The sequence below is a fragment of the Allobosea eneae genome, from assembly GCF_042657265.1.
Classification (GTDB): Bacteria; Pseudomonadota; Alphaproteobacteria; order Rhizobiales; family Beijerinckiaceae; genus Allobosea; species Allobosea eneae.
In genome coordinates this window covers 41,532-62,476 of record NZ_JBHSLW010000035.1, presented here as the reverse complement: position 1 = coordinate 62,476, position 20,945 = coordinate 41,532, and the positions used below count along the sequence as shown (strand labels likewise).

Genomic DNA, 20,945 nt, shown 5'->3' with positions numbered 1-20,945 from the left:
ACGGGCTGACTCGCCTTCATGTCTGCTACCCACCATATCCTGCTGGTCGACGACGACCAGACCTTGCGCGACGCGCTTGCCGAGCAGCTCGCGCTCTATGACGAATTCAAGGTGTCGTCCGCGCCCAATGCGACGGCGAGCCTGAAGGCCGTGCAGGCCGAGCGCATCGATCTCGTGGTCATGGATGTCGGCCTGCCCGACATGGATGGCCGCGAGGCGGTGAAGCTGATGCGCAAGAACGGCTTCAAGGGCCCTGTGGTGATGCTGACCGGGCAGGGCTCGGACGCCGACACCGTGCTCGGCCTCGAAGCCGGCGCCAACGACTATGTGGTGAAGCCGTTCAAGTTCGCCGTGCTGCTGGCGCGCATCCGCGCGCATTTGCGACAGTACGAGGCGAGCGAGGACGCGATCTTTCAGGTCGGGCCCTACACCTTTCACCCCGGCTCGAAGCTGCTTGTCAGCGCCAAGGGCTCGAAGACCAAGCTCACCGAGAAGGAGACGGCGATCCTGCGCTTCCTCTATCGTGCCGGCCGCAAGCCGATCGCGCGCGAGACCCTGCTGCAGGAGGTCTGGGGTTATAATTCGCAGGTCACGACGCACACGCTCGAGACCCATATCTACCGCCTGCGCCAGAAGATCGAGCCGGACCCTGCCAATGCGCGCCTGCTCGTCACCGATGCCGGCGGCTACCGGCTGAATCCGTAGCGCTGAATGTCCCTCAACGACGACATCGCCCTGCTGGCCCGCCAACCGCTGCTGGGCCTGATGGATCGCGATGCGCTGCGCCTTGTCGCCTTCGCCGCCGAGACGCGGTCCCTGCGCGCCGGCGACGTGCTGTTCCGGCGCGGCGAGGGCTCGGACGGCGCTTTTCTGGTGATCTCCGGCGCGGTGGCGCTGAAGCGCGAGGATGATGGCCGCCCGGCCGACGAGGTCGTCGGACCTGGCACGCTGATCGGCGAGCTCGCCTTGTTCACGGCGCTGGAACGGCCGGTGACGGCGATTGCGCGCGAGCCGACACAGGTGATGCGGCTGGCGCGCAGCGTGATGCGGCGCGTGCTCGGCGAATCGCCCGATTCGGCGCAGGCGATCGCGGCGGCCGTCGCGGAGCGGCTGCATGCGTTCAACAGCGAGCTGGCTGCGATCGGGACGGCGCTCAGGGCGATCGACGTGCGCTGACGCTTCTCACCATGACGGGGTGGCTCACAGCTCCAGCTGCACTGTCACCGGGACGTGATCCGAAGGCCGCTCCCAGCCGCGTGCCTCGCTTAGGAAGGTGAGTTCGCGCAAGGTCGGCCTCAGCGCATCCGAGAGCCAGATATGGTCGAGCCGGCGGCCGCGATTCGAGGCCTGCCAGTCGGCGGCACGGTAGCTCCACCAGCTGTAGAGCTTCTCGGGCTCCGGCCGGAGGGTACGGGCGGCGTCGGTCCAGCCGAGCTCGCTGCGCAACTTCTCCAATGTCGTGGTCTCGATCGGGGTGTGGCTGACGACGTCTAGCAGCTGCTTGTGGCTCCAGACATCATGCTCATAGGGAGCGATGTTGAGGTCGCCGACCAGGAGGCTCGGTCGCCCGGCCGGGTTGCGTGCGACGCCCCAGGCGCCGACGGCGTCGAGGAAATGCAGCTTGTGGGCGAATTTCGGGTTCGCTTCGGGATCGGCGATGTCGCCGCCGGCCGGGATATAGAAATTATGGATGGCGATGCCGGCCGCGGCCCCGGCGGCCTTATCGAGCACGACGGTCATGTGGCGGGCGTCGTTGCGCTCGCACATCGCCATCGCCTCCTTCTCGGAGAAAGGCAGCTTCGAGACGATGGCGACGCCGTTATAGCCCTTGTTGCCGATGAAGGCCTGATGGACATAGCCGGCCTCGCTGAAGGCCTTGGCCGGGAACTGCTCGTCCGGCGTCTTGGTCTCCTGCAGGCAGAGCACGTCCGGCTGATGATCCTTCAGGAACCGCGTGACCATGCCGATGCGCAGGCGCACCGAGTTGATGTTCCAGGTGGTGACGGAGAGCTGCACGAAAAAGGGAATCCGGCCGAGAGGGAAGCCGGAAACTGGGTCGTCACATCAGGAAAAGCAAGCGCCGCAATGCGGCAGCGCTCAGAGCACGCGCTGGTAGTCGATCACGAAGTTCTTCTGGTCGGGCCGGCGCTGGGTATCGAGATTGTAGAGCGAGACCGAGGTCTCGTAGCCCTGCGGGTCGATCACCACCCATTGCCGGAGCTCGTTGGCGGTCAGATCGAAGTTCAGCGTGATCTTCGAGGTGCCGCCCAGCGTCGAGCGATCCTCGAGCTTGAGCGAGAGAATGTCGCCCTTGGTGCTGACGCCGGTGACGCTGGTGTCACGCTCGAGGCTGATCTGCTCCTTGAGCAGGAACTTCAGCGGCGTCTGGCCGATCGAGTAGAGGTCCTGGGTCGCGAGCTTGCGATCGCGGATCGCGACCGAGGTGCCGTCGGCGACGACCTCCATGGTCACAGGTGGGCGATATTCGAAGCGCATCTTGCCTGGACGCAGGACATAGAGCTTGCCCTCGAAGCGGCGGCCATCGGCGGCGAACTGGATGAAGTCGCCCTGCAAGGTCGAAAAGCCGTTGAAATAGGCGTTCAGCCGCTCTACGGCCTCGGCCTTCGACAACGGCGTGCTCGGGCGCGCTGATTTCGCAGGCGTCGCTGCACGCGGCTCATTGTTGGCGGTGACGACCGGTGCGGGAGCCGGAGCGGCTGGCGCAGAGCTCGTCGCGGTGGCCTGCACAGCGTCGGTACGCGGCATGCCGAGACCCGGCGGGCGGATCGGCGGCAGGGGAATCGCGCGCTGGGCCGGGCGAGCCGCAGCGGCCGGCTGGCCACTGGGCTTGATGTCAAGCGGTTGGGCCGAGACCTGGCCCGCGGCCAGCGCGAGCGCCAGGGCGGCGGCTGCGAGAGCTGGCATGGGCGAAAGATGGGTCATGGGGCTCCGATGTCCGGTTGGCGGCCTTCTGGCGGAATATCGTGCCGCCCAGGCTGGCCGGCAAGGGTTCAACGCGTCAGTCGGCGACGAGGTTGCACCGGGCTGATGGCATTTTCAGGACCGGTTTCGCGCCATGAGGCCGCAGCGGCCGTCGCCTTCAATCCTCGTCTTCCCTGGCTCTACCTGTCTCGACGAGGATCTCGCGTTTTCCGGCGTGGTTGGCGGGTCCGACGATGCCCTCGTTCTCCATCCGCTCCATGATCGAGGCGGCGCGGTTGTAGCCGATCTGCAGCCGGCGCTGGATATAGGAGGTCGAGGCCTTCTTGTCGCGCAGGACCACCGCGACCGCCTGCTCGTAAGGGTCGTCGCTCTCCGGCTGGCCCATCGCGCTCTTGTCGAAGACCGCGCCGTCCTCGTCCTCGCCAGCCCCGGCCTCCTCCTCGGCGGTGACCGCGTCGAGATAGTCCGGCCGCCCCTGTGTCTTCAGATGCGCGACGACCTTCTCGACCTCGGCATCGGAGACGAACGGGCCGTGCACGCGGGTGATCCGCCCGCCACCGGCCATGTAGAGCATGTCGCCCTGGCCCAGCAGCTGCTCGGCGCCCATCTCGCCCAGGATGGTGCGCGAGTCGATTTTCGAGGTCACCTGGAAGGAGATGCGCGTCGGGAAGTTCGCCTTGATCGTGCCGGTGATGACGTCGACCGAAGGCCGCTGCGTCGCCAGCACGACATGGATGCCGGCGGCACGGGCCATCTGCGCCAGGCGCTGGATCGTGCCCTCGATCTCCTTGCCGGCGACCATCATCAGGTCGGCCATCTCGTCGACGATCACGACGATATAGGGCAGAGGCGACAGGTCCATCGCCTCCTCCTCATAGATCGCCTCGCCCGAATGCTTGTCGAAGCCGGTCTGGACCGTGCGGGTGATGACCTCGCCGGCCGCGGCCGCCTCCGCCACGCGCAGATTGAAGCCGTCGATGTTGCGCACACCGAGCTTCGACATCTTCTTGTAGCGCTCCTCCATCTCGCGCACCGCCCATTTCAGCGCGACCACCGCCTTCTTCGGGTCGGTGACGACGGGGGTGAGCAGATGCGGGATGCCGTCATAGACGGAAAGCTCGAGCATCTTGGGATCGACCATGATCAGCCGGCACTCCTCCGGCTTCAGCCGGTAGAGGATCGACAGGATCATGGTGTTGATCGCCACCGACTTGCCCGAGCCGGTGGTGCCGGCGACGAGCAGATGCGGCATGCGGGCAAGGTCGGCGATCACCGGCTCGCCGCCGATGGTCTTGCCGAGGCACAGCGCCAGCTTGTGCTTGGTGCCCTCGAAATCCTGGGAGGCCAGCAATTCGCGCAGGAAGACGGTCTCGCGCTTGGCGTTGGGCAGTTCGATGCCGATCGCGTTCTTGCCTTGCACCACCGCCACGCGCGCCGACACCGCGCTCATCGAGCGCGCAATGTCGTCGGCGAGCGAGATCACGCGGGAGGACTTCGTGCCGGGAGCGGGCTCAAGCTCGTAGAGAGTGACGACCGGGCCGGGGCGGACCTGGCTGATCTCGCCGCGCACGCCGAAATCCTCGAGCACGCCTTCGAGCAAGGTGGCGTTCTGCTCCAGCGCATCGGTGGAGATGGCATTGGCCAGCACCTTTTTGGGCTCGGCCAGATAGGTCAGTGGCGGCAGCTCGAAGCCTTCGCTGTCGAGCAGCGAGGGCTGCGCCTCGCGCGACAGGCGCTTGCCGGGCTTCGGCGCACGCACCGGAGCTGCGACTCGCGGCGCATTGAGGTCGCGCAGGTCCTGCGCCTCGAAAGGCTCGTCATCGTCGTCATGGGCCGGACGGGCGCTCGGTGCAACTTTGGCGGAAACAGGGCGCACGAGCTCGGGCGCGACGACAGGAGAGCGGTAGGCTTCCGGATCGCCAGTGAAGTTCGGCTCGCGGCGGACCCGGCCAGTCTGGGCCGGCACGGGCATCGCGCCGGCGCCGGCGGAGGCAGGCTGCGGCGGTCGCGGCAGGCGGCGCAGGATCGCGGCCTTCAGCGCCATGGCACCATGGGCGATCCAGCCGATCAGGATGACGGAGAAGCCCGGTTCATCGTCGCGGCGTTCCTCGCCATCGGCGAAAGCTTCGTCGTCCTGGTCAGGATCGGGGTCCTCGTCGGTGACGAAGCCGAAGCCCGCGGCGGCGGTGACCGAGAGGATGGCGATGCCAGCGAAGACGAAGGCGACGAGGCCGCCGAGCGCGGTGCCGCCGAGGCCGACGATGTTGCGGGTGCCCTGCAGCAGCGCGTCGCCGATGACGCCGCCCATGCCGGTCGGCAGCGGCCAGCGCGGCGTCGCGGGCAGGGCGCTCGCCACCGCGGCGCTCGAGACGATGCCGACGACCCAGAGCACGAGCTTGAGGGCGCTGCGATCGAAGAGGTGGAAGCGAATCAGCCGGAGCGACCAGAGCAGCGGCGGCAGCAGCAGCGCGACGACACCGAGGCCGAGCAATTGCATGGCGAGGTCGGCGATCATCGCACCGGGGCGGCCGAGCAAATTCTGCACTGTGCCGCGCGTGGCGTTGTTGAGGCTGGGATCGTCGACCGACCAGGTCGCGAGGGCGGCGGCGACGGCGACCATCAGCGCGAGCATCGCCATGCCGGCGATCTCGGCGGCGCGGCGCGACAGGAACTCGCGCACCGGATCAGGCAGGCGGTCGATCAGCGATGAGGAGCGTCGGATCGTGCGCATCGGGCCGTGGTCTGCGGGCGTCGGTCAGGAAGGCGGCAAGGGCCGCCCTATCGAACCGGCAGGTTAGGAAGGTCCGGTTAAGGCCCGCTTAACCTTGCGCTGCCGCCGCTTATTGTCAGCAGTTCGGGGAACGATCGCCTCGGCCGCCGCATTTTTTTGGGCAGCAAACGCAAGGAGGGCGAGATGGCCGATGGCGACGACAGGATCGCGAGAATTGCCCGGATCTGGCGCGGCCGCACCGTGCCGGAGAAGGCCAACGCTTATGCCGAGTATCTGCTGGAGGTCGGTGTCAAGCCGCTGGCGGAGCAGGCGCTCGACGCGCAGATGTTCCGGGAGGATCGTGCGGGCGAAAGCCAGTTCGTGACGATCTCCTATTGGGAGAGTGTCGAGGCGATGTCTCGCTTCGCCGGACCCGATCCGCGCAGGATCCATCATCTCGAACGCGATGCCGAATTCCTGATCGAGCTGCCGGAGGCGGTGCAGGTGCTGGAGATCGTGCGGGACCGCGTGACAAGCCGCGATTGAGAGCAGCCAAAGAAAAGCCCCGGCGGTCTCCCGCCGGGGCTATGGTGGAGGCAAGACGAGCCTTCACGATCAGTCGTGATAGGCGCGCTCGCCATGCTCGGCGATGTCGAGACCCTCGCGCTCCTGGTCCGGGGCGACGCGCAGGCCGACGATCACATCGACGATCTTGTAGAGGATCGCCGAGCCGACGCCGCTGAAGACGAGTGTGAACAGCACCGCCTTGAGCTGGGCCATGAAGGCCGTGCCGAACTCGTAGGTCGCGGCGACCAGCTCGCCCGGCTTGGTCGAGTAGTCGGGGATGCCGGCGCCGCCGAGCGCCTGGTTGACCAGGATGCCGGTCGCCAGCGCGCCGATGATGCCGCCGACGCAGTGGATGCCGAAGACGTCGAGCGAGTCGTCGTAGCCGATCGCGTTCTTCACGGTCGAGCAGAAGACGAAGCAGACCGCGCCGGCGACAAGGCCGAGGACGATCGAGCCCATCGGGCCGGCAAAGCCCGCGGCCGGGGTGACGGCGACGAGGCCAGCGACCGCGCCCGAGACCATGCCGAGCATGGAAGGCTTGCCCTTGACCGCCCATTCGACGAAGAGCCAGGCCACAGCCGCCGCCGCCGTGGCGACGAAGGTGTTGATCATGGCGAGCGCGGCGGTGCCGTTGGCTTCGAGGTTGGAGCCGGCGTTGAAGCCGAACCAGCCGACCCAGAGCAAGGCAGCGCCGATCAGGGTCATGGTCAGCGAGTGCGGGGCCATCAGCTCCTTGCCGAAGCCGATGCGCTTGCCGATCAGCATGCAGCCGACGAGGCCCGCGATGCCGGCATTGATGTGCACGACGGTGCCGCCGGCGAAGTCGAGCGCGCCCCACTTGAAGAGCATGCCGGCATCGGCATTGACCGCGTCGAGCGCCGCCTGGGCCGCAGCCTTGCCGTCAGTGCCGGCGTCAGCCAGCGCCTTGGCGGCGTTGCCGACCGCGTCGGGACCGCCCCAGTACCAGACCATGTGGGCCATCGGGAAATAGATGAAGGTGACCCAGAGCACGGTGAAGAGCAGCAGCGCCGAGAACTTCATGCGCTCGGCGAAGGCGCCGACGATGAGGGCCGGCGTGATGCAGGCGAAGGTCATCTGGAATGCGATGTAGACGTATTCGGGAATGACGACGCCGTTGGAGAAGGTCGCGGCGACCGAGTTGCCGTCGACGCCGCGCAGGAAGGCCTTGGAGAAGCCGCCGACGAAGTCGTTGAGGCCGCCGCCATTGGTGAAGGCGAGCGAGTAGCCGAAGATGATCCACATCAGGCAGACGATGCAGACGATGGCGAAGACCTGGGTCAGCACCGAGAGCATGTTCTTGCCGCGCACGAGGCCGCCATAGAACAGAGCGAGGCCCGGGATCGTCATCAGGAGCACGAGCATCGTCGAGCTCATCATGAAGGCGACGTCGCCCTTGTTGGGCACGGGGGCAGGCGGTGCAGCCGGGGTTTGCGCCAGCGCGGCGCCGGCCATCGCGGCGAAGGCCAGTCCAACCAGCCCGGCCCGGTTAAGGGTCTTGTTGTTCATCGAGAAACTCCTGGGAAGGTCGGGGATCAAAGGGCGTCGCCGTCGGTCTCGCCGGTGCGGATGCGCACGGCCTTCTCGATCGACGAGACGAAGATCTTGCCGTCGCCAATCTGGCCGGTGCGGGCGGCGGCGGTGATCGCCTCGATCACCTTGGCGACGAGATCGTCGGTGACGGCGACCTCGATCTTGATCTTGGGCAGGAAGCTCACGGCGTATTCGGCGCCGCGGTAGATTTCGGTATGGCCCTTCTGGCGGCCATAGCCCTTCACTTCGGTCACGGTCAGACCGTGCACGCCGATGGCGGTGAGCGCGTCGCGCACCTCCTCCAGCTTGAACGGCTTGATGATGGCCATCACGATCTTCATGGCTGGGTTACCCCCGCTTGTGCGCCGTCGGACCGCGATCCAAGCGACGTCGTTGCGCCTCTCGCGCCCATTCGAGCAGGCGCGTCGGAGGGAGCCTTTCAAGGCCCGTGCCAACCGGTGGATGTGGCGCGTGAGCGGGCAATGCCGCGATTCCGCCATGATCGGGCGGGATCAGCGGCTTAGAATGATCACAAATTAAGCAGATGCCGAAAAAGCAGGCGCTCGTCCGCTCAACCGCGGTCGGGCCGCGGCCGGATCAGGCCTTCCTGCGCGACCGAGGCGACAAGGTGTCCCTCCTGGTCGAAGATCAGCCCGCGCGAGAAGCCGCGCGCGCCCGAGGCGGAAGGGCTGTCCTGGGCATAGAGCAGCCAGTCATCGGCGCGGAAGGAGCGGTGGAACCACATCGCATGGTCGAGGCTAGCACTTTGGACCCGCCGATCGAAGACGCTGGTGCCATGGGCGATCAGGCTGGAATCGAGCAGCAGCAGGTCGGAGGCGTAGGCGAGCGCGCTCTGATGCAGCGCCGGCTCGTCCGGCAGCTTCTGCGCCGCCCTGACCCAAACGTTGAATTTTGGCTCGCGCGGCGCACCCGCAGCGTAGCGGCTCAACTCGACGGGGCGGATGTCGATCGGCCGCTCGCGCCGGTAATAGGCACGCACCGCCTCGGGCATGTGCGGGAGAACGTCGCGCTCCATGCCGTCGCGATCCGGCAGTTCATCGGGCGTCGGCACCGGTGGCATCGGCATCTGGTGGTCGTAGCCGGGCTCGGCGATCTGGAAGGAGGCCGACATGGCGAAGATCGCCGCATCCTTCTGCAGCGCCAGCACGCGCCGCGTCGAGAACGAGCCGCCGTCGCGCAGCCGCTCAACCTCGTAGACGATCGGGATCGTCGGATCGCCAGGCAGCATGAAATAGGCGTGGAGCGAATGGGGCTGGCGAGCCTCGACTGTCTTGCAGGCGGCATAAAGCGCCTGGCCGATCACCTGGCCGCCGAAGACGCGGGTCCAGCCATTGTCGGGGCTGCGACCCTGGAACCGGTTGTGTCCGAGTGGTTCGAGATCGAAGATCGGGAGCAAGGTGTTCGCGGCTGAGGTCATCGGCGAGAAACCGGCGCGGCGCGGGCTTGCGGCCCGGGCCGGCTCTGGGCAAGACGGTAAGGTTGCATCAGCAACGAGCGATCCGGCCACGTCAAGCGGCGCGATGCGAGGACAATCATGGCGCAAAGTTCCGAGGGCGCGAGCCAGCACATCGTCATCGCCGGCGGCGGCGTCGCCGGGCTGACGCTGGCGGTCGCGCTGAAGCAGGCGCTGGGCGAGAGTTTTCGCGTGATTGTGGCCGATCCTGCGCTGGCAGGGCCGGCACGTGCCGACGACCGCGCCTATGCGGTCGCGGCGGCGGCGCGCAACATGCTGGAGGCGCTCGGCATCTGGCGTCTGGCGGAGGCGGCCTCGACGGCGATGACCGAGATGGTCATCACCGACAGCCGCACGCCGGATCTGGTGCGGCCTGTGTTCCTGACCTTCGACGGCGAGATCGAACCCGGCCAGCCCTTCGCCCATATGGTCGAGAACGGGGCACTGATGGCGGCACTGCTCCAGGTTGCGCGTGCCAACGGCGTCGAATTACGGCCCGAGGGGGTCCGCTCGGGCACGGAGGGGGATGGTGCGCTCGCGGTCGTCTTCACCGGTGGCGAAACGCTCGATGCGGCGCTGCTGGTCGCCGCCGACGGCGCTCGCTCGAAGCTGCGGGAGCAGGCCGGCATCGGCTGGGTCGGCTGGTCCTATCCGCAATCGGGGATCGTCGCGACCATCGGCCATGAGCGGCCGCATGAGGGGCGGGCGGTCGAGCACTTCCTGCCGTCGGGTCCGTTCGCGATCCTGCCGCTGGCCGATGGCGGCAAGCTCGGCCATCGCTCCTCGATCGTCTGGACCGAGCGGAGCGAGAGCGTCCCGGCATTGCTGGCGCTGGACGAGAGCGATCTTCTTCTGGAGGTGGAGCGCCGTTTCGGCCTGGAGCTCGGCGAGATCGCCCTGGAGAGCCGGCCGGGCGCCTATCCCCTCTCCTTCGGGGTGGCGCGCCGGTTCATCGGCGAGCGGCTGGCGCTGCTCGGCGATGCTGCCCATGTGATCCACCCGATCGCCGGCCAGGGGCTCAATCTTGGGCTAAAGGATGTCGCGGCACTGGCGGAGGCGATCGTCGATGCGGCGCGGCTGGGTCTGGATGTCGGCAGTTCGGAGGTGCTGGAAGCCTATGAGAAGGGGCGGCGCTTCGACACCGTCGCCATGGGGGTCGTCACCGACGGGCTCAACCGGCTGTTCTCGAACGATTCGACGCCGTTGCGATTGGCGCGCGATCTCGGCCTCGGCCTGGTCGAGCGCATGCCGGGGCTGAAGCGCTTCTTCATCCGCGAGGCGGCCGGGCTCGCCGGGCCGACGCCGCGGCTGCTCAAGGGCGAGATGCTGTAGCCACTACCAGTCATGCTCGGGCTTGACCCGAGCATCTCAGGCCGGAAGGAGCTCCGGTCGGCACTACCTCGTCATGAGATTCTCGGGGCTGCACTTCGCTTCGCCCCGAGAATGACGCGAGCACTACCGGCACTACCCTTCCAACTGCCGTGCCTCTTCCGGCAGCATGATCGGGATGCCGTCGCGGATCGGGTAGGCCAGCTTGGCGGCGCGGCTGATCAGCTCCTGGCGCGCGGCGTCGTATTCCAGCGTCGCCTTCGTCACCGGACAGACGAGGATCTCCAGCAGCTTCGGGTCGATCCGGGTCACGGCCGCGCTGTCCTCGTCTGGGTTCATCATCACATCATCTCCAGCGGTCGCCACCCGCTGAGCGGCGACCAATTCCTGATAGCCGGTGTTACCGGCGCGGCAGATCGGCCAGCATGCCGGCCGCCACCATCAGCTTTGGCAGGGAGAGACCCGACATGGCAATGGCCGAGACGGTCGCACGGGTGCGCTCGGCATCGGCGCCGCGCTCCGCCAGCCAGTCCTTCAGCGCGTCCGGACCCGACTTGCCGGTAGCGATCTCCTGGGTCAGCCCGGCATGGGCATCGGTGAGGGTCTCGACCGCGCGCTGGCGGGCGAGGCGCTCGTAATCGTCGGTCGCGGGAACGGCCGCGGCAGCCGACCTCAGGGTAGAGAAGCCGAAGACCGAATCGGTGCCGAAATGAATCCAGGCGACCTCGACGATGTCGCGCTTGGTCCGGCTGGCGATGTCGACGATATCCGTGGCCTCGGCGAGCCAGGGCAGGCTGGCGACGCGCACCGCGAGTGCCTCGGGCACGCCCTCGGCCGTGAGCGCAGCGATGCGGGCATTGCGCGCCTGTGCCGCCGCTTCCGGTAGCAATTCGGTGAGTGCGCCCTCCAGCGCCGCGACGCCCTTGGCGTAGTGCGCCACGGTCTGCTCGATTGCGCCGGGCTTGGCGACGCCGCGACGCAGGAACCAGCGCATCCGGTCGACGACCAGCTCCTGCGCGGCGGCATAGAGCCCGGTCTGGGTCTTGCCCGGCAGCTTGGCGTCGAGCGCGTCGATGGCGCCGTTCAGCGTGATCAGGTCGAAGGCATCACGCGCGACGGCATAGGCCGCCGCGATCGCCGGCGCCTCGGCGCGGGTCTGGTCGGCCAGCATCGAGACAATGGCCGGGCCGCCGCGATTGATGATGGCGTTGGCGAGCTGCGTCGCGACGATCTCGCGGCGCAGCCTGTGGCCGGCGATCTCCTTGCCATAGCCCTCGCGCAGCGGCTGCGGGAAATAGCGGATGAGCTCGCTCTTGAGATAGGGGTCGTCGGGGATCGCCGATTCGAGCAGCGCGTCGTGCAGCGCGAGCTTGGCATAGGCCAGGAGCACAGCGAGCTCCGGCCGGGTCAGGCCTTCGCCGCGCTTTTCGCGCTCGATCAGCACGGCGTCCGACGGCAGATACTCGACGCCGCGGTCGAGCCGGCCATCCTCTTCGAGCTGCACCATCAGCCGGCGCAGATGCGGCGTCGCCTGGATGCCCTGCGCCTCGGTCAGCGATAGCGCCAGCGTCTGCAGGTAGTTGTTGCGCAGGACGAGCAGGCCGACCTCGTCGGTCATCTCAGCCAGCAAAGCGTTGCGCTTCTTTTCAGGCAGGCGACCGTCGCGGACTGGGTCGGCGAGCGCGATCTTGATGTTGACCTCGACGTCGGAGGTGTTGACGCCGGCCGAGTTGTCGATCGCGTCGGTATTGAGCCGCACGCCGTTGCGAGCCGCCTCGATACGGCCGCGCTGGGTCGCGCCGAGATTGGCGCCCTCGCCGATCACCTTGGCGCGCAGATCGGAGCCGGTGACGCGGATCGCGTCATTGGCACGGTCGCCGACCTGGGCGTCGCTCTCGTCGCTGGCGCGGATATAGGTGCCGATGCCGCCGAACCAGAGCAGGTCGACCGGCGCCTTCAGGATCGCGGTCATCAGTTCGGCCGGCGTGACCTGCGCCTTATCGAAGCCGATGGCCTGCCGGGCCTCGGGTGATAGCGCGATGCTCTTGGCCTGGCGCGAGAAGATGCCGCCGCCCTTCGAGATCAGCGCTTTGTCGTAGTCCTGCCAGGACGAGCGCGGCAGGGCGAAGATGCGCTGGCGCTCGGCGAGGCTCTTGGCTGGATCCGGATCGGGGTCGAGGAAGATGTCGCGATGGTCGAAGGCGGCGATCAGCTTGATCGCCGGCGAGAGCAGCATGCCGTTGCCGAAGACGTCGCCGGACATGTCGCCAACGCCGGCGACGGTGAAGGGCGTCGCCTGGATGTCGACATCCATCTCCCGGAAATGGCGCTTCACCGCCTCCCAGGCGCCGCGGGCGGTGATGCCCATGCCCTTGTGGTCGTAGCCTTGCGATCCGCCCGAGGCGAAGGCGTCGCCGAGCCAATGGTGCTTCTCGGCGGAGAGGGCGTTGGCGGTGTCGGAGAAGGTCGCGGTGCCCTTGTCGGCGGCGACGACGAGATAGGGATCGTCGCCGTCATGGCGGACCGTGTCCGGCGGCGGCAGGATCTTCTCGCCGTCGAGATTGTCGGTGAGCTCGAGCAAGGTGCGGATGAAGATGCGGTAGCTCTCGGTGCCTTCGGCCAGCCAGGCCTGACGGTCGCTCGCCGGCGGCAACCGCTTGGGCACGAAACCGCCCTTGGCGCCGACCGGGACGATGACGGCGTTCTTGACCTGCTGGGCCTTGACCAGCCCGAGCACCTCGGTGCGGAAATCCTGCGGCCGGTCCGACCAGCGCAGGCCACCGCGTGCGACCTTGCCGAAGCGCATATGAATGCCTTCGACGCGCGGCGAATAGACGAAGATCTCGTAGAGCGGGCGCGGCAGCGGCATGCCGTCGACCTGGCCGGAGGCGAGCTTGAACGAGATCGTGCCGCGCGGATGCCCGTCAGGCCCGATCTGGAAGAAATTGGTGCGCAGCGTCGCGTCGATCAGGTTGACGAAGCGGCGCAGGATGCGGTCCTCGTCGAGGCTGGTGACGTCGGCGAGCGCGGCTTCGATGCGCTCGCGCTCGGCCTTCATCTGCTCGGCGCGCTTCTCGTCAGAGAGGTGCGGGTCGAACTTGGCGACGAAGAGCTTCACCAATCCGGTGGCGATGCCAGAATGGCGGGTCAGCGCGTCGGCGATGTAGTCCTGCGCGTAGGGCGCGCCGACCTGGCGCAGATAGCGGCCGAGCGCCCGCAGCAGCGCAGCTTCCCGCCAGGCGAGGCCGGCGGCGAGAACGAGCTGGTCGAAGCGGTCGGATTCGGTGAGGCCGCGGAACTGCGCCATCAGCGCCGCCTCGATCGTCGGATCGAGGTTCTCGATATCGATCTCGCCGCCGCTGGCACGCTCCAGCGTCATGTCGTGCAGCCAGACGCGGGTGTCGCTGCCCGCCCCGCCATTCTGTTGCGGGGTAATGTTGAAGGTGCGCTCGTTGACGACGCGGAAGCCCATGTTCTCCAGCATCGGCACGCGCTCGGAGAGCGAGATCGCGGCGCCGCGCGAGAACAGCTTGAGATTGGCCCGCGTCGGCCCGTCGCCCTCGCGGCGGTAGAGGTTCACCGCACGCGGACGCTCGTCCGACAGCTTCTGCAGCATGTCGACGTCGACCAGGGCGTCCTCGGCGGAATAGCGCTCGCGATAGGCGGCGCCGAAGGCCTCGGCATAGCGCTCGGCGAGGGAGCGAGCGGCCGGGCCGGCCTTGCCGGCGTCGAGTGCGTCCTTGAGGCCGTCGCTCCAGGTGCGGACGATCGCGGCGATGCCTGCTTCCAGCGTGCTGCGGTCGACCTTGGGCGTGCGGCCCTCGTCGCGCCCGATGATGTAGTGGGTGCGGGAGAGCGGCCCCTCAGGATAGGCCGGATAGGCGGCGGAGAGGCGGCCCTGGTAGATGCGGGCGAGGAACTCGCCGACGCGGCGGCGCACCGTGGTGTCGTAGCGGTCCTTCGGAATGAAGACGAGCGCCGAGACGAAGCGGTCGAACTCGTCGGCGCGGGCGAGCGCCCGGATGCGCGGCCGCTCGGTCAACTGCATGATGTCCAGGGCGAAGCGCTCCAGCGTCTCGACATCGATCTGGAACAGCTCGTCGCGCGGGAAGGCGTCGAGCACGTTGTAGAGGGCGCGGCCGGAATAGCTCGACGGGTCGAAGCCGGTGCTCTTCAGTACGCGCGCGACCTTGAGGCGCAGATAGGGGATGCCGCGGGCGCTGCCGGTATAGGCGTTCGAGGTGAGCAGGCCGACGATGCGTAATTCGCCGTCGAGGCGGCCGTCGGGGGTGAAGAGCTTGACGCCGACATAGTCGAGATGGACGCGGCGGTGGACACGGCTCTTGACGTTGGCCTTGGTGATGATCAGCGCCTGCGGCTTGGCCAGGAAGGCGCGGATCTCCGGCGTCATCACCACGAGCTCGCGATTCTTGCGCAGCACCCGGACATCCGGGTCGCGCAGGATGCCGAGACCGGAGGAATCGACCGGATCGGCAGCCGTGTCGCCGCCGGCGAAGCGATAGGCCCGCACGCCGAGCAAAGTGAAATTGTCGCTGGCGATCCATTCGAGGAAATTCAGGGCCTCGGTGACCTCGTCCTCCGGCAGCGGCGGTGGATTGGCGCGGTAGGACTGGATCACCTCGGTGATACGCCCGCGCATCGCGGCCCAGTCGTCGACGGCGAGGCCGACATCGACATAGACGCGGGCGAGGCCGGCGGCGAGCCGCTCGCGCGCCTCGGCGGTGTCGATCCGGTCGAGATGGATATGGATCAGGCTCTCGCGACGGGTGCCTTCGACGGCGCGGCCGGAGGCCTCGCCGGCGAGCGACTGGAAGCTACCGTCGTCCTTGCGCACCACGGCGAGGATCGGGTGGGCGACGAGGCGCGGCTCGTAGCCCTGCTCGGTCAGCTCGGCCAGGGTCGAATCGAGCAGGAACGGCTTGTTGTCGTTGACGACCTCGAGGATCGTGATCTGGCGCTCGCGCCCGTCCTGCTTCACCGCCTCGTCGCGGAAGCGCAGATTGGGCTCGCCGGGTTTGCGCTTGCCGCTCAGATGGGCATAGGCGGCATCGGCGGCGCGAACGAGTAGTTCCGGTGGCAGCGCAACGAGATCCTCGGCGACGGTGCGGCCATAGAGCAGCTTGGGGAAGTCTGCGGGCATCGCCGAACCGAGCTCGCGGGCAGCAGCCTCGATCGCGGTGACGGCTGCAGCCGTGGCATTCGCTTCGCGCTTGGCCATAGTCTTCTTCCCCCTGCTATTTTGCCGAAGCGATGACATAGCTCACCGGCTGCTGCAACTTTCGTCGGATGCCAGCAGCCAGATTGCACCAATATGGCGCGGACGCAGCAAGTCGTGCCCGATCCGCGCGGATATCGACGCAAGGAGTGCAGAGATGACGAAGAAGCATGACAAAGCGATGGTGGGCGAGCAGCCTGCGAAGCAGGACGCGCCGCCCGCCGTGATGGCGCTCTCTCTGCCGCAAGCCGAGCTTTCCGAGGCGATGCAGGCCTATTTCGCCAAATGCGAGGAGAAGCTGGGCTATGTCCCGAACGTCCTCACCGCCTATGCGCATGACGACGCCAAGCTCCAGGCCTTCGCCGCCTTCTACAACGACCTGATGCTGGCGCCGTCGGGCCTGTCGAAGCTGGAGCGCGAGATGATCGCGGTCGCGGTTTCCAGCGTGAACCGCTGCTATTACTGCCTGACGGCGCATGGCCAGGCAGTGCGCCAGCTCTCCGGCGACCCCGTCCTCGGCGAGATGATGGTGATGAATTACCGCGCCGCGCAGCTCTCAGCCCGTCACCGCGCCATGCTCGATTTCTCGGTGAAGCTGACGGAAAGGCCGCACGAGGTCGAGGAGGGGGACCGGCAGAGCCTGCGCAAGGCCGGCTTCGGCGAGCGCGACATCTGGGACATCGCGGCCGTCGCCGCCTTTTACAATATGTCGAATCGGATGGCCTCGGCCGTCGATATGCGGCCGAATCCCGAATATCACGGCGCGTCACGCTGAGTTGCCAAAGAAAAACGGCCGGCGGAAACCGCCAGCCGTGAGTTGGCCTCGACTCGCTGGCCCGGCCCGCCACAGCGCCGGAGGGGCTGGGGGGCTGACGTGTCCGGAACCGGACAGGCCGGGCCGCCGAGGCAACGATTCGGAGTTGAACGCCGTAACGGGGCGCTCACTTGGCGCAAGCGCGGCGAAATCATGGCAATCGCGGCAAGACTGATGATCGCGGTGGGGTCGTCATCAATCTGTCTTGCAGCGCCCTTGCCAGCGCCGGAGGGCGGGCGCATCATCCCTTGCCGGATAATCGCCGGTAACGAACAGGAGGCGCGATGAGCGAAAGCGAAACTCCGCCAGGTCAGCGAGCGGGCGCGGTCGTCGCCTTTCCGGCTGCCGCGCCCTCCTCGGTCACCTTCGATCGGCGCGAGCTGAACGAACTGTTCAATCTCTATGGTCGCATGGTCGCGGCCGGCGAATGGCGCGACTACGCCATCGACTTCCTGCGCGACAAGGCACAGTTCTCGGTCTTTCGGCGCACCGCCGAGGTGCCGCTCTACCGAATCGTCAAGGATCCATCGCTGGCCCGGCGCCAGGGCGCCTATTCGGTGGTGACCGCGACCGGGCTGATCCTGAAGCGCGGTGCGGAGCTTGGACGAGTCCTCAAGGTGCTCGACAAGCGTCTGAGCGTGGTGAACTGACCCCGCGCGAAGGGCGCTGCCCAAACAAAAAGCCCCGGCCGTGAGGCCGGGGCTTCGTATTTCCTAGGCTGTCGCCCGGCTCACTCCTGCTTGGAGCCGAAGAGCGAGAGCAGCATCTGGAACATGTTGACGAAGTTCAGGTAGAGCGACAGGGCGCCGTTCACCGAGAGCTTCGCGGCCGACTCGGAATCGAGGTCCGAGTACAGGTACATTTCCTTCAGGCGCTGCGTGTCCCAGGCGGTCAGGCCGGCGAAGACCAGCACGCCGATCACCGAGATGGCGAAGGAGAGCGCGCTCGACGCCAGGAAGATGTTGACCACCGAGGCGATCACCAGGCCGATCAGGCCCATGATCAGGAACGAGCCCATGCCCGACAGCGACTTCTTCGTGGTGTAGCCGAACAGGCTGAGGCCAGCGAAGGAGGCCGCGGTGATGAAGAACACCTTGGCGATCGATTCACCGGTGAAGACCACGAAGATCGACGACAGCGAGATGCCCATCACCGCCGCGAAGGCGAAGAACATGGCACGGGCGGTCGACGAGCTCATGCTCTCGGCCTTGAACGAGAAGAAGAAGATGAAGGCCAGCGGAGCCAGCATCACCACCCACTTCAGCGGGGACAGGTAGAGCGCCTGGCCGAGCGGCGTCAGCGCGGTGACCTTGCCCGAGGGCGAGTAGCCGGCGATCGCCAGCATGGAGATGCCGATCGCCATCAGGCCGGTGATGGCCAGGCCGATGCTCATATTGTTGTAGACGCCGAGCATGAACGAGCGCAGGCCCTGGTCCACCTCGACGGCGCTGGTCTGCTGGGCGCGGCCGGCGCCCCAGACCTGAGCGTTGCGGTCGAAATCGCTCATGGAGAGAGTTCCCCTTGAAACTTTGCCTGGCGGGCAATCGCCCTTGCGACGCCCACCGCCGCGCACCAATGTCGCGACACCACGAAATATGAGGGGGATCGCGCAGGCTTACAAGAGGGCGGCATGGTTAGCGTCGCTGCCGGCATAGAAATTCGTCGGCCAGTCGATGCAACATTACCGTCTGTCCATGTTTATGCCTGATCGCCTTGAGTCAGACCTCATAAATTCCGCAGATGAGAAGCGGGCGCTTTCGACAGTATTTGTAGCGTTCCGATCAATCCGAACACGACGGTGACCACAACCGCTGCAGTCGCGGCGATAATAGCGCCTGTCGGATCGGGGACGAAATCTATCTTCATCACTTGCGTGACGACGCCCCAGCCGGCCGCGGCACCTGCCAGGAGCCCGAACAAGGCGGAAACGACGCCGATGCCTGCGTATTCGAGGACGTACGACGAAAGTATGAAGCGGCGGGTGGCGCCTAGGGTCTTCAGGATCATCGCGTCATAGAGCCGCGCCCTCTGCCCGGCCGCCAGGGCGCCGGCCAGGACCAGCAGGCTCGCGCCGATGGCGAGGCCGGAGGCGCCGCGAATCGCCCCGGCGAGCTGGCCGACGATGCCGTTGACCGCTTCGAGCGCGTCCTTGACCCGGACCGCCGTCACCGCCGGGAACGCGATGGCGAGCTGGCGCATCAGGGCAGGGTCACCGGTCGCGGGCGTCGCGCCATTGTCGGTCACGGTGGCGAGGTTGGTATGGGGTGCGCCGGCGAAGGTGTTCGGCGAGAACACCATGACGAAATTGATGCCGAGCGAACGCCACTCGATGTCGCGGAAATTGGCGATGCGCGCGGTGATGTTGCGGCCGAGGACGTTGACGGTGAGCTTGTCGCCGAGCTTGAGGCCGAGCCCCTCGACGGCGCGGGCGTCGAAGGAGACCAACGGCTCGCCGCGATAGTTCTCCGGCCACCACTCGCCCGAAGCGAGCCTGGAGGCCTCGGGCATGCCGGCGGAATAGGTGATGCCGCGATCGCCCTCGAGCACCCAGGCCATCTGCTCGCTGGCCTTGATCTGTTCGGCCGGAACGTCGTTCACGCTGACGATGCGCCCGCGCATCATCGGCACGCGCTCGACATGGGCGCCGGGGCGTTGCTCGGCGAGGAAACGGTCGAACTCGGCCGCCTGGGCATTGGGGATGTCGAGGAAGAAGAAGCTCGGCGCCTTCTGCGGCAGGGACTGGGTCAACTGCCGGCGTAGGCTGACGTCGATGAAGGCGAGCGTCGATAGCAGGGCGACCCCGAGGCCGAGCGACAGCACCAGCGAGGGCGTCAGCGCGCCCGGGCGATAGGTGTTGGCGAGCGCCATGCGCAGCGCCGGCTGGCGTGGTCGTCCAGCGCGGCGGGCCAGCGCCATCAGCCCCCAGGCGATCAGGCGCAGCAGCAGGAAGACGCCGCCGGCGGCGCCGATATAGATCAGGGCGATGCGCCGGTCATAGGCGAAGACGAGCGCGACGCCGACGAGGCCGGCGAGCGCCGCGAAGAAGAGCGCGAGGTAGATCCAGCGCGGCCGGCGTCGGTCCGGTTCGATCTGGTCGCGGAACAGGGCCGAGACCGGGACGTCATGGGCGCGGCCGAGCGGGATGATGGCGAAGACCAGCGCGGTCAGCAGCCCGTAGAGCGCAGCGACAGCGAGCTCGGCCGGGGCGAGCGTCGGCTCGAACGGCAGAGGCAGGATGTCGGCGAGCATATAGCCAAGCGCGAAGGGCGCTGCAGCGCCAAGGGCCAGCCCGATCGTGATGCCGAAGCCGGCGACCAGCATGACCTCGGTCAGATGGATCGCGACGACGCGGCCGCCGGTGGCGCCGAGCGCCTTCAGCGTGGCGAAATCGAGCCGCTTGGCCTCGACGAAGCGGCGCACCGCATTGGCGACGCCGACGCCGCCGACCAAGAGCGCGGTCAGGCCGACCAGGGTGAGGAACTGGGTGAAGCGCTCGATATTGCGCTGGAAGTTCGGCGCGGCGTTGGCGCGCGAGCGGACTTCCCAGCCGGCATTTGGCTGTTCGCGCGTGGCGCTGGCGAGGAGGGCCTCGAGGGCGGCATCGGTATTGGCGCCATCGGGCAGGATGACGCGCGCCGTCCAGCGCACCAGGCTGCCGGGCTGGAGCAGGCCGGAGGCCCGCAGCGCCTCCTGCGAGAGGATCAGGCGCGGGCCGAAGCCGACGCCGGCGGCGATCTTGTCGGGCTCGGAGACGAGATTGGCGCGCAATTGCACCCGGGCCGAGCCGATCAGCACGGTATCGCCGGGCTTCAGGTCGAGCCGGCCTAACAGGACGGGATCGGCGATGCCGCCATAGGCGCCGTCGCGCAAAGCGAGCAGGTCGGCGGCCGGCTGGGCCGGATCGGTGCGCAATTCGCCGATGCTGGGATAGGAGCCGTCGACGGCCTTGACTTCGACGAGCCCCGCGCCCTTTTCGCCAGCATTGGCCATGCTGCGCAGGGTCGCGATGGTCGAGACCCTGCCATGGCGGGCGAGGAAAGCGTGTTCCTCGGCGGTCGGCTCGCGATGGATCAGGCTGAAGGCGGCGTCGCCGCCGAGGATGCGTCGCCCCTCGCGGCCGAGGCCCTCGCTGAGACCGCGCGAGGAGGAGGAGACGGCGGCGATCGCCATGACGCCGAGCGCGAGGCAGGCGATGAAGACGCCAAAGCCGCGCAGGCCGCCGCGCAGGTCACGCCAGGCGAGGCGCAAGGCGAGCTTCAGGCCGACCGGGCGTCGAGCGGGCGTCGAGGGCGAAGCGGACGGTTTGACGGGGGCGTGCATC

At 67.5% G+C, this 20,945-nt stretch carries 16 protein-coding genes; 6 read left to right on the top strand and 10 right to left on the bottom strand.

Features of this window, described 5'->3' with window-relative positions; all coding sequences use genetic code 11:
* The first annotated feature begins 18 nt into the window (after window positions 1–18).
* Window positions 19–705 (top strand): response regulator transcription factor, encoded by a 687-nt coding sequence (locus ACFPOB_RS21485; RefSeq protein WP_110493338.1) that lies wholly within the window; start codon window positions 19–21, stop codon window positions 703–705.
* A gap of 6 nt (window positions 706–711) precedes the next feature.
* Window positions 712–1,176: a cyclic nucleotide-binding domain-containing protein gene (locus tag ACFPOB_RS21480; protein WP_377800428.1), complete on the top strand. Its 465-nt coding sequence runs from the start codon at window positions 712–714 to the stop codon at window positions 1,174–1,176.
* A 24-nt stretch (window positions 1,177–1,200) separates the two neighbouring features.
* Here the strand turns inward: ACFPOB_RS21480 and xth are convergent, their stop codons facing one another.
* The 3 genes from xth to ACFPOB_RS21465 form a co-directional block, all read right to left on the bottom strand.
* On the bottom strand, window positions 1,201–2,016 hold the full coding sequence (gene xth / locus ACFPOB_RS21475; RefSeq protein WP_377800427.1) for an exodeoxyribonuclease III: 816 nt from the start codon (window positions 2,014–2,016) through the stop codon (window positions 1,201–1,203).
* An 81-nt stretch (window positions 2,017–2,097) separates the two neighbouring features.
* Entirely contained in the window at window positions 2,098–2,943 is an 846-nt protein-coding gene (locus tag ACFPOB_RS21470; protein ID WP_377800426.1) for an outer-membrane lipoprotein carrier protein LolA, read from the bottom strand.
* A 157-nt stretch (window positions 2,944–3,100) separates the two neighbouring features.
* Window positions 3,101–5,674 (bottom strand): FtsK/SpoIIIE family DNA translocase, encoded by a 2,574-nt coding sequence (locus tag ACFPOB_RS21465; RefSeq protein WP_377800425.1) that lies wholly within the window; start codon window positions 5,672–5,674, stop codon window positions 3,101–3,103.
* A 183-nt stretch (window positions 5,675–5,857) separates the two neighbouring features.
* On the opposite strand from ACFPOB_RS21465, the gene ACFPOB_RS21460 reads away from it, so the two are divergent.
* Entirely contained in the window at window positions 5,858–6,199 is a 342-nt protein-coding gene (locus ACFPOB_RS21460) for a hypothetical protein (protein ID WP_377800424.1), read from the top strand.
* A 69-nt stretch (window positions 6,200–6,268) separates the two neighbouring features.
* Here ACFPOB_RS21460 and ACFPOB_RS21455 read toward each other — a convergent pair whose 3' ends face one another.
* From ACFPOB_RS21455 to ACFPOB_RS21445, 3 genes are all read right to left on the bottom strand, one after another.
* Complete coding sequence (locus tag ACFPOB_RS21455; RefSeq protein ID WP_377800463.1) at window positions 6,269–7,693, bottom strand: ammonium transporter; 1,425 nt, start codon at window positions 7,691–7,693, stop codon at window positions 6,269–6,271.
* 80 nt (window positions 7,694–7,773) lie between these two features.
* On the bottom strand, window positions 7,774–8,112 hold the full coding sequence (locus ACFPOB_RS21450; RefSeq protein WP_377800423.1) for a P-II family nitrogen regulator: 339 nt from the start codon (window positions 8,110–8,112) through the stop codon (window positions 7,774–7,776).
* Between the two features lie 230 nt (window positions 8,113–8,342).
* Window positions 8,343–9,209, bottom strand: a complete 867-nt coding sequence (locus tag ACFPOB_RS21445; RefSeq protein WP_377800422.1) for an acyl-CoA thioesterase — start codon at window positions 9,207–9,209, stop codon at window positions 8,343–8,345.
* A 117-nt stretch (window positions 9,210–9,326) separates the two neighbouring features.
* On the opposite strand from ACFPOB_RS21445, the gene ACFPOB_RS21440 reads away from it, so the two are divergent.
* Entirely contained in the window at window positions 9,327–10,577 is a 1,251-nt protein-coding gene (locus tag ACFPOB_RS21440) for a ubiquinone biosynthesis hydroxylase (protein ID WP_377800421.1), read from the top strand.
* Between the two features lie 132 nt (window positions 10,578–10,709).
* On the opposite strand, the gene ACFPOB_RS21435 is transcribed toward ACFPOB_RS21440, so the two are convergent.
* Together ACFPOB_RS21435 and ACFPOB_RS21430 are read right to left on the bottom strand one after the other, a co-directional pair.
* On the bottom strand, window positions 10,710–10,913 hold the full coding sequence (locus tag ACFPOB_RS21435; protein ID WP_377800462.1) for a Trm112 family protein: 204 nt from the start codon (window positions 10,911–10,913) through the stop codon (window positions 10,710–10,712).
* A 61-nt stretch (window positions 10,914–10,974) separates the two neighbouring features.
* Window positions 10,975–15,813 carry an NAD-glutamate dehydrogenase gene (locus ACFPOB_RS21430; protein ID WP_377800420.1) on the bottom strand — a complete coding sequence of 1,613 codons (4,839 nt, stop codon included), beginning with the start codon at window positions 15,811–15,813 and terminating at the stop codon, window positions 10,975–10,977.
* 178 nt (window positions 15,814–15,991) lie between these two features.
* Here ACFPOB_RS21430 and ACFPOB_RS21425 point away from each other — a divergent pair, with 178 nt between their 5' ends.
* Both ACFPOB_RS21425 and ACFPOB_RS21420 read left to right on the top strand, forming a co-directional pair.
* Window positions 15,992–16,585 carry a peroxidase-related enzyme gene (locus tag ACFPOB_RS21425; protein WP_377800461.1) on the top strand — a complete coding sequence of 198 codons (594 nt, stop codon included), beginning with the start codon at window positions 15,992–15,994 and terminating at the stop codon, window positions 16,583–16,585.
* Between the two features lie 323 nt (window positions 16,586–16,908).
* Window positions 16,909–17,274: a DUF2794 domain-containing protein gene (locus ACFPOB_RS21420; RefSeq protein ID WP_092163128.1), complete on the top strand. Its 366-nt coding sequence runs from the start codon at window positions 16,909–16,911 to the stop codon at window positions 17,272–17,274.
* 80 nt (window positions 17,275–17,354) lie between these two features.
* On the opposite strand, the gene ACFPOB_RS21415 is transcribed toward ACFPOB_RS21420, so the two are convergent.
* Together ACFPOB_RS21415 and ACFPOB_RS21410 are read right to left on the bottom strand one after the other, a co-directional pair.
* Entirely contained in the window at window positions 17,355–18,131 is a 777-nt protein-coding gene (locus ACFPOB_RS21415) for a Bax inhibitor-1/YccA family protein (RefSeq protein WP_377800419.1), read from the bottom strand.
* Window positions 18,132–18,349: 218 nt separating this feature from the next.
* Window positions 18,350–20,944 (bottom strand): ABC transporter permease, encoded by a 2,595-nt coding sequence (locus tag ACFPOB_RS21410; RefSeq protein ID WP_377800418.1) that lies wholly within the window; start codon window positions 20,942–20,944, stop codon window positions 18,350–18,352.
* Window position 20,945 lies beyond the last annotated feature (1 nt).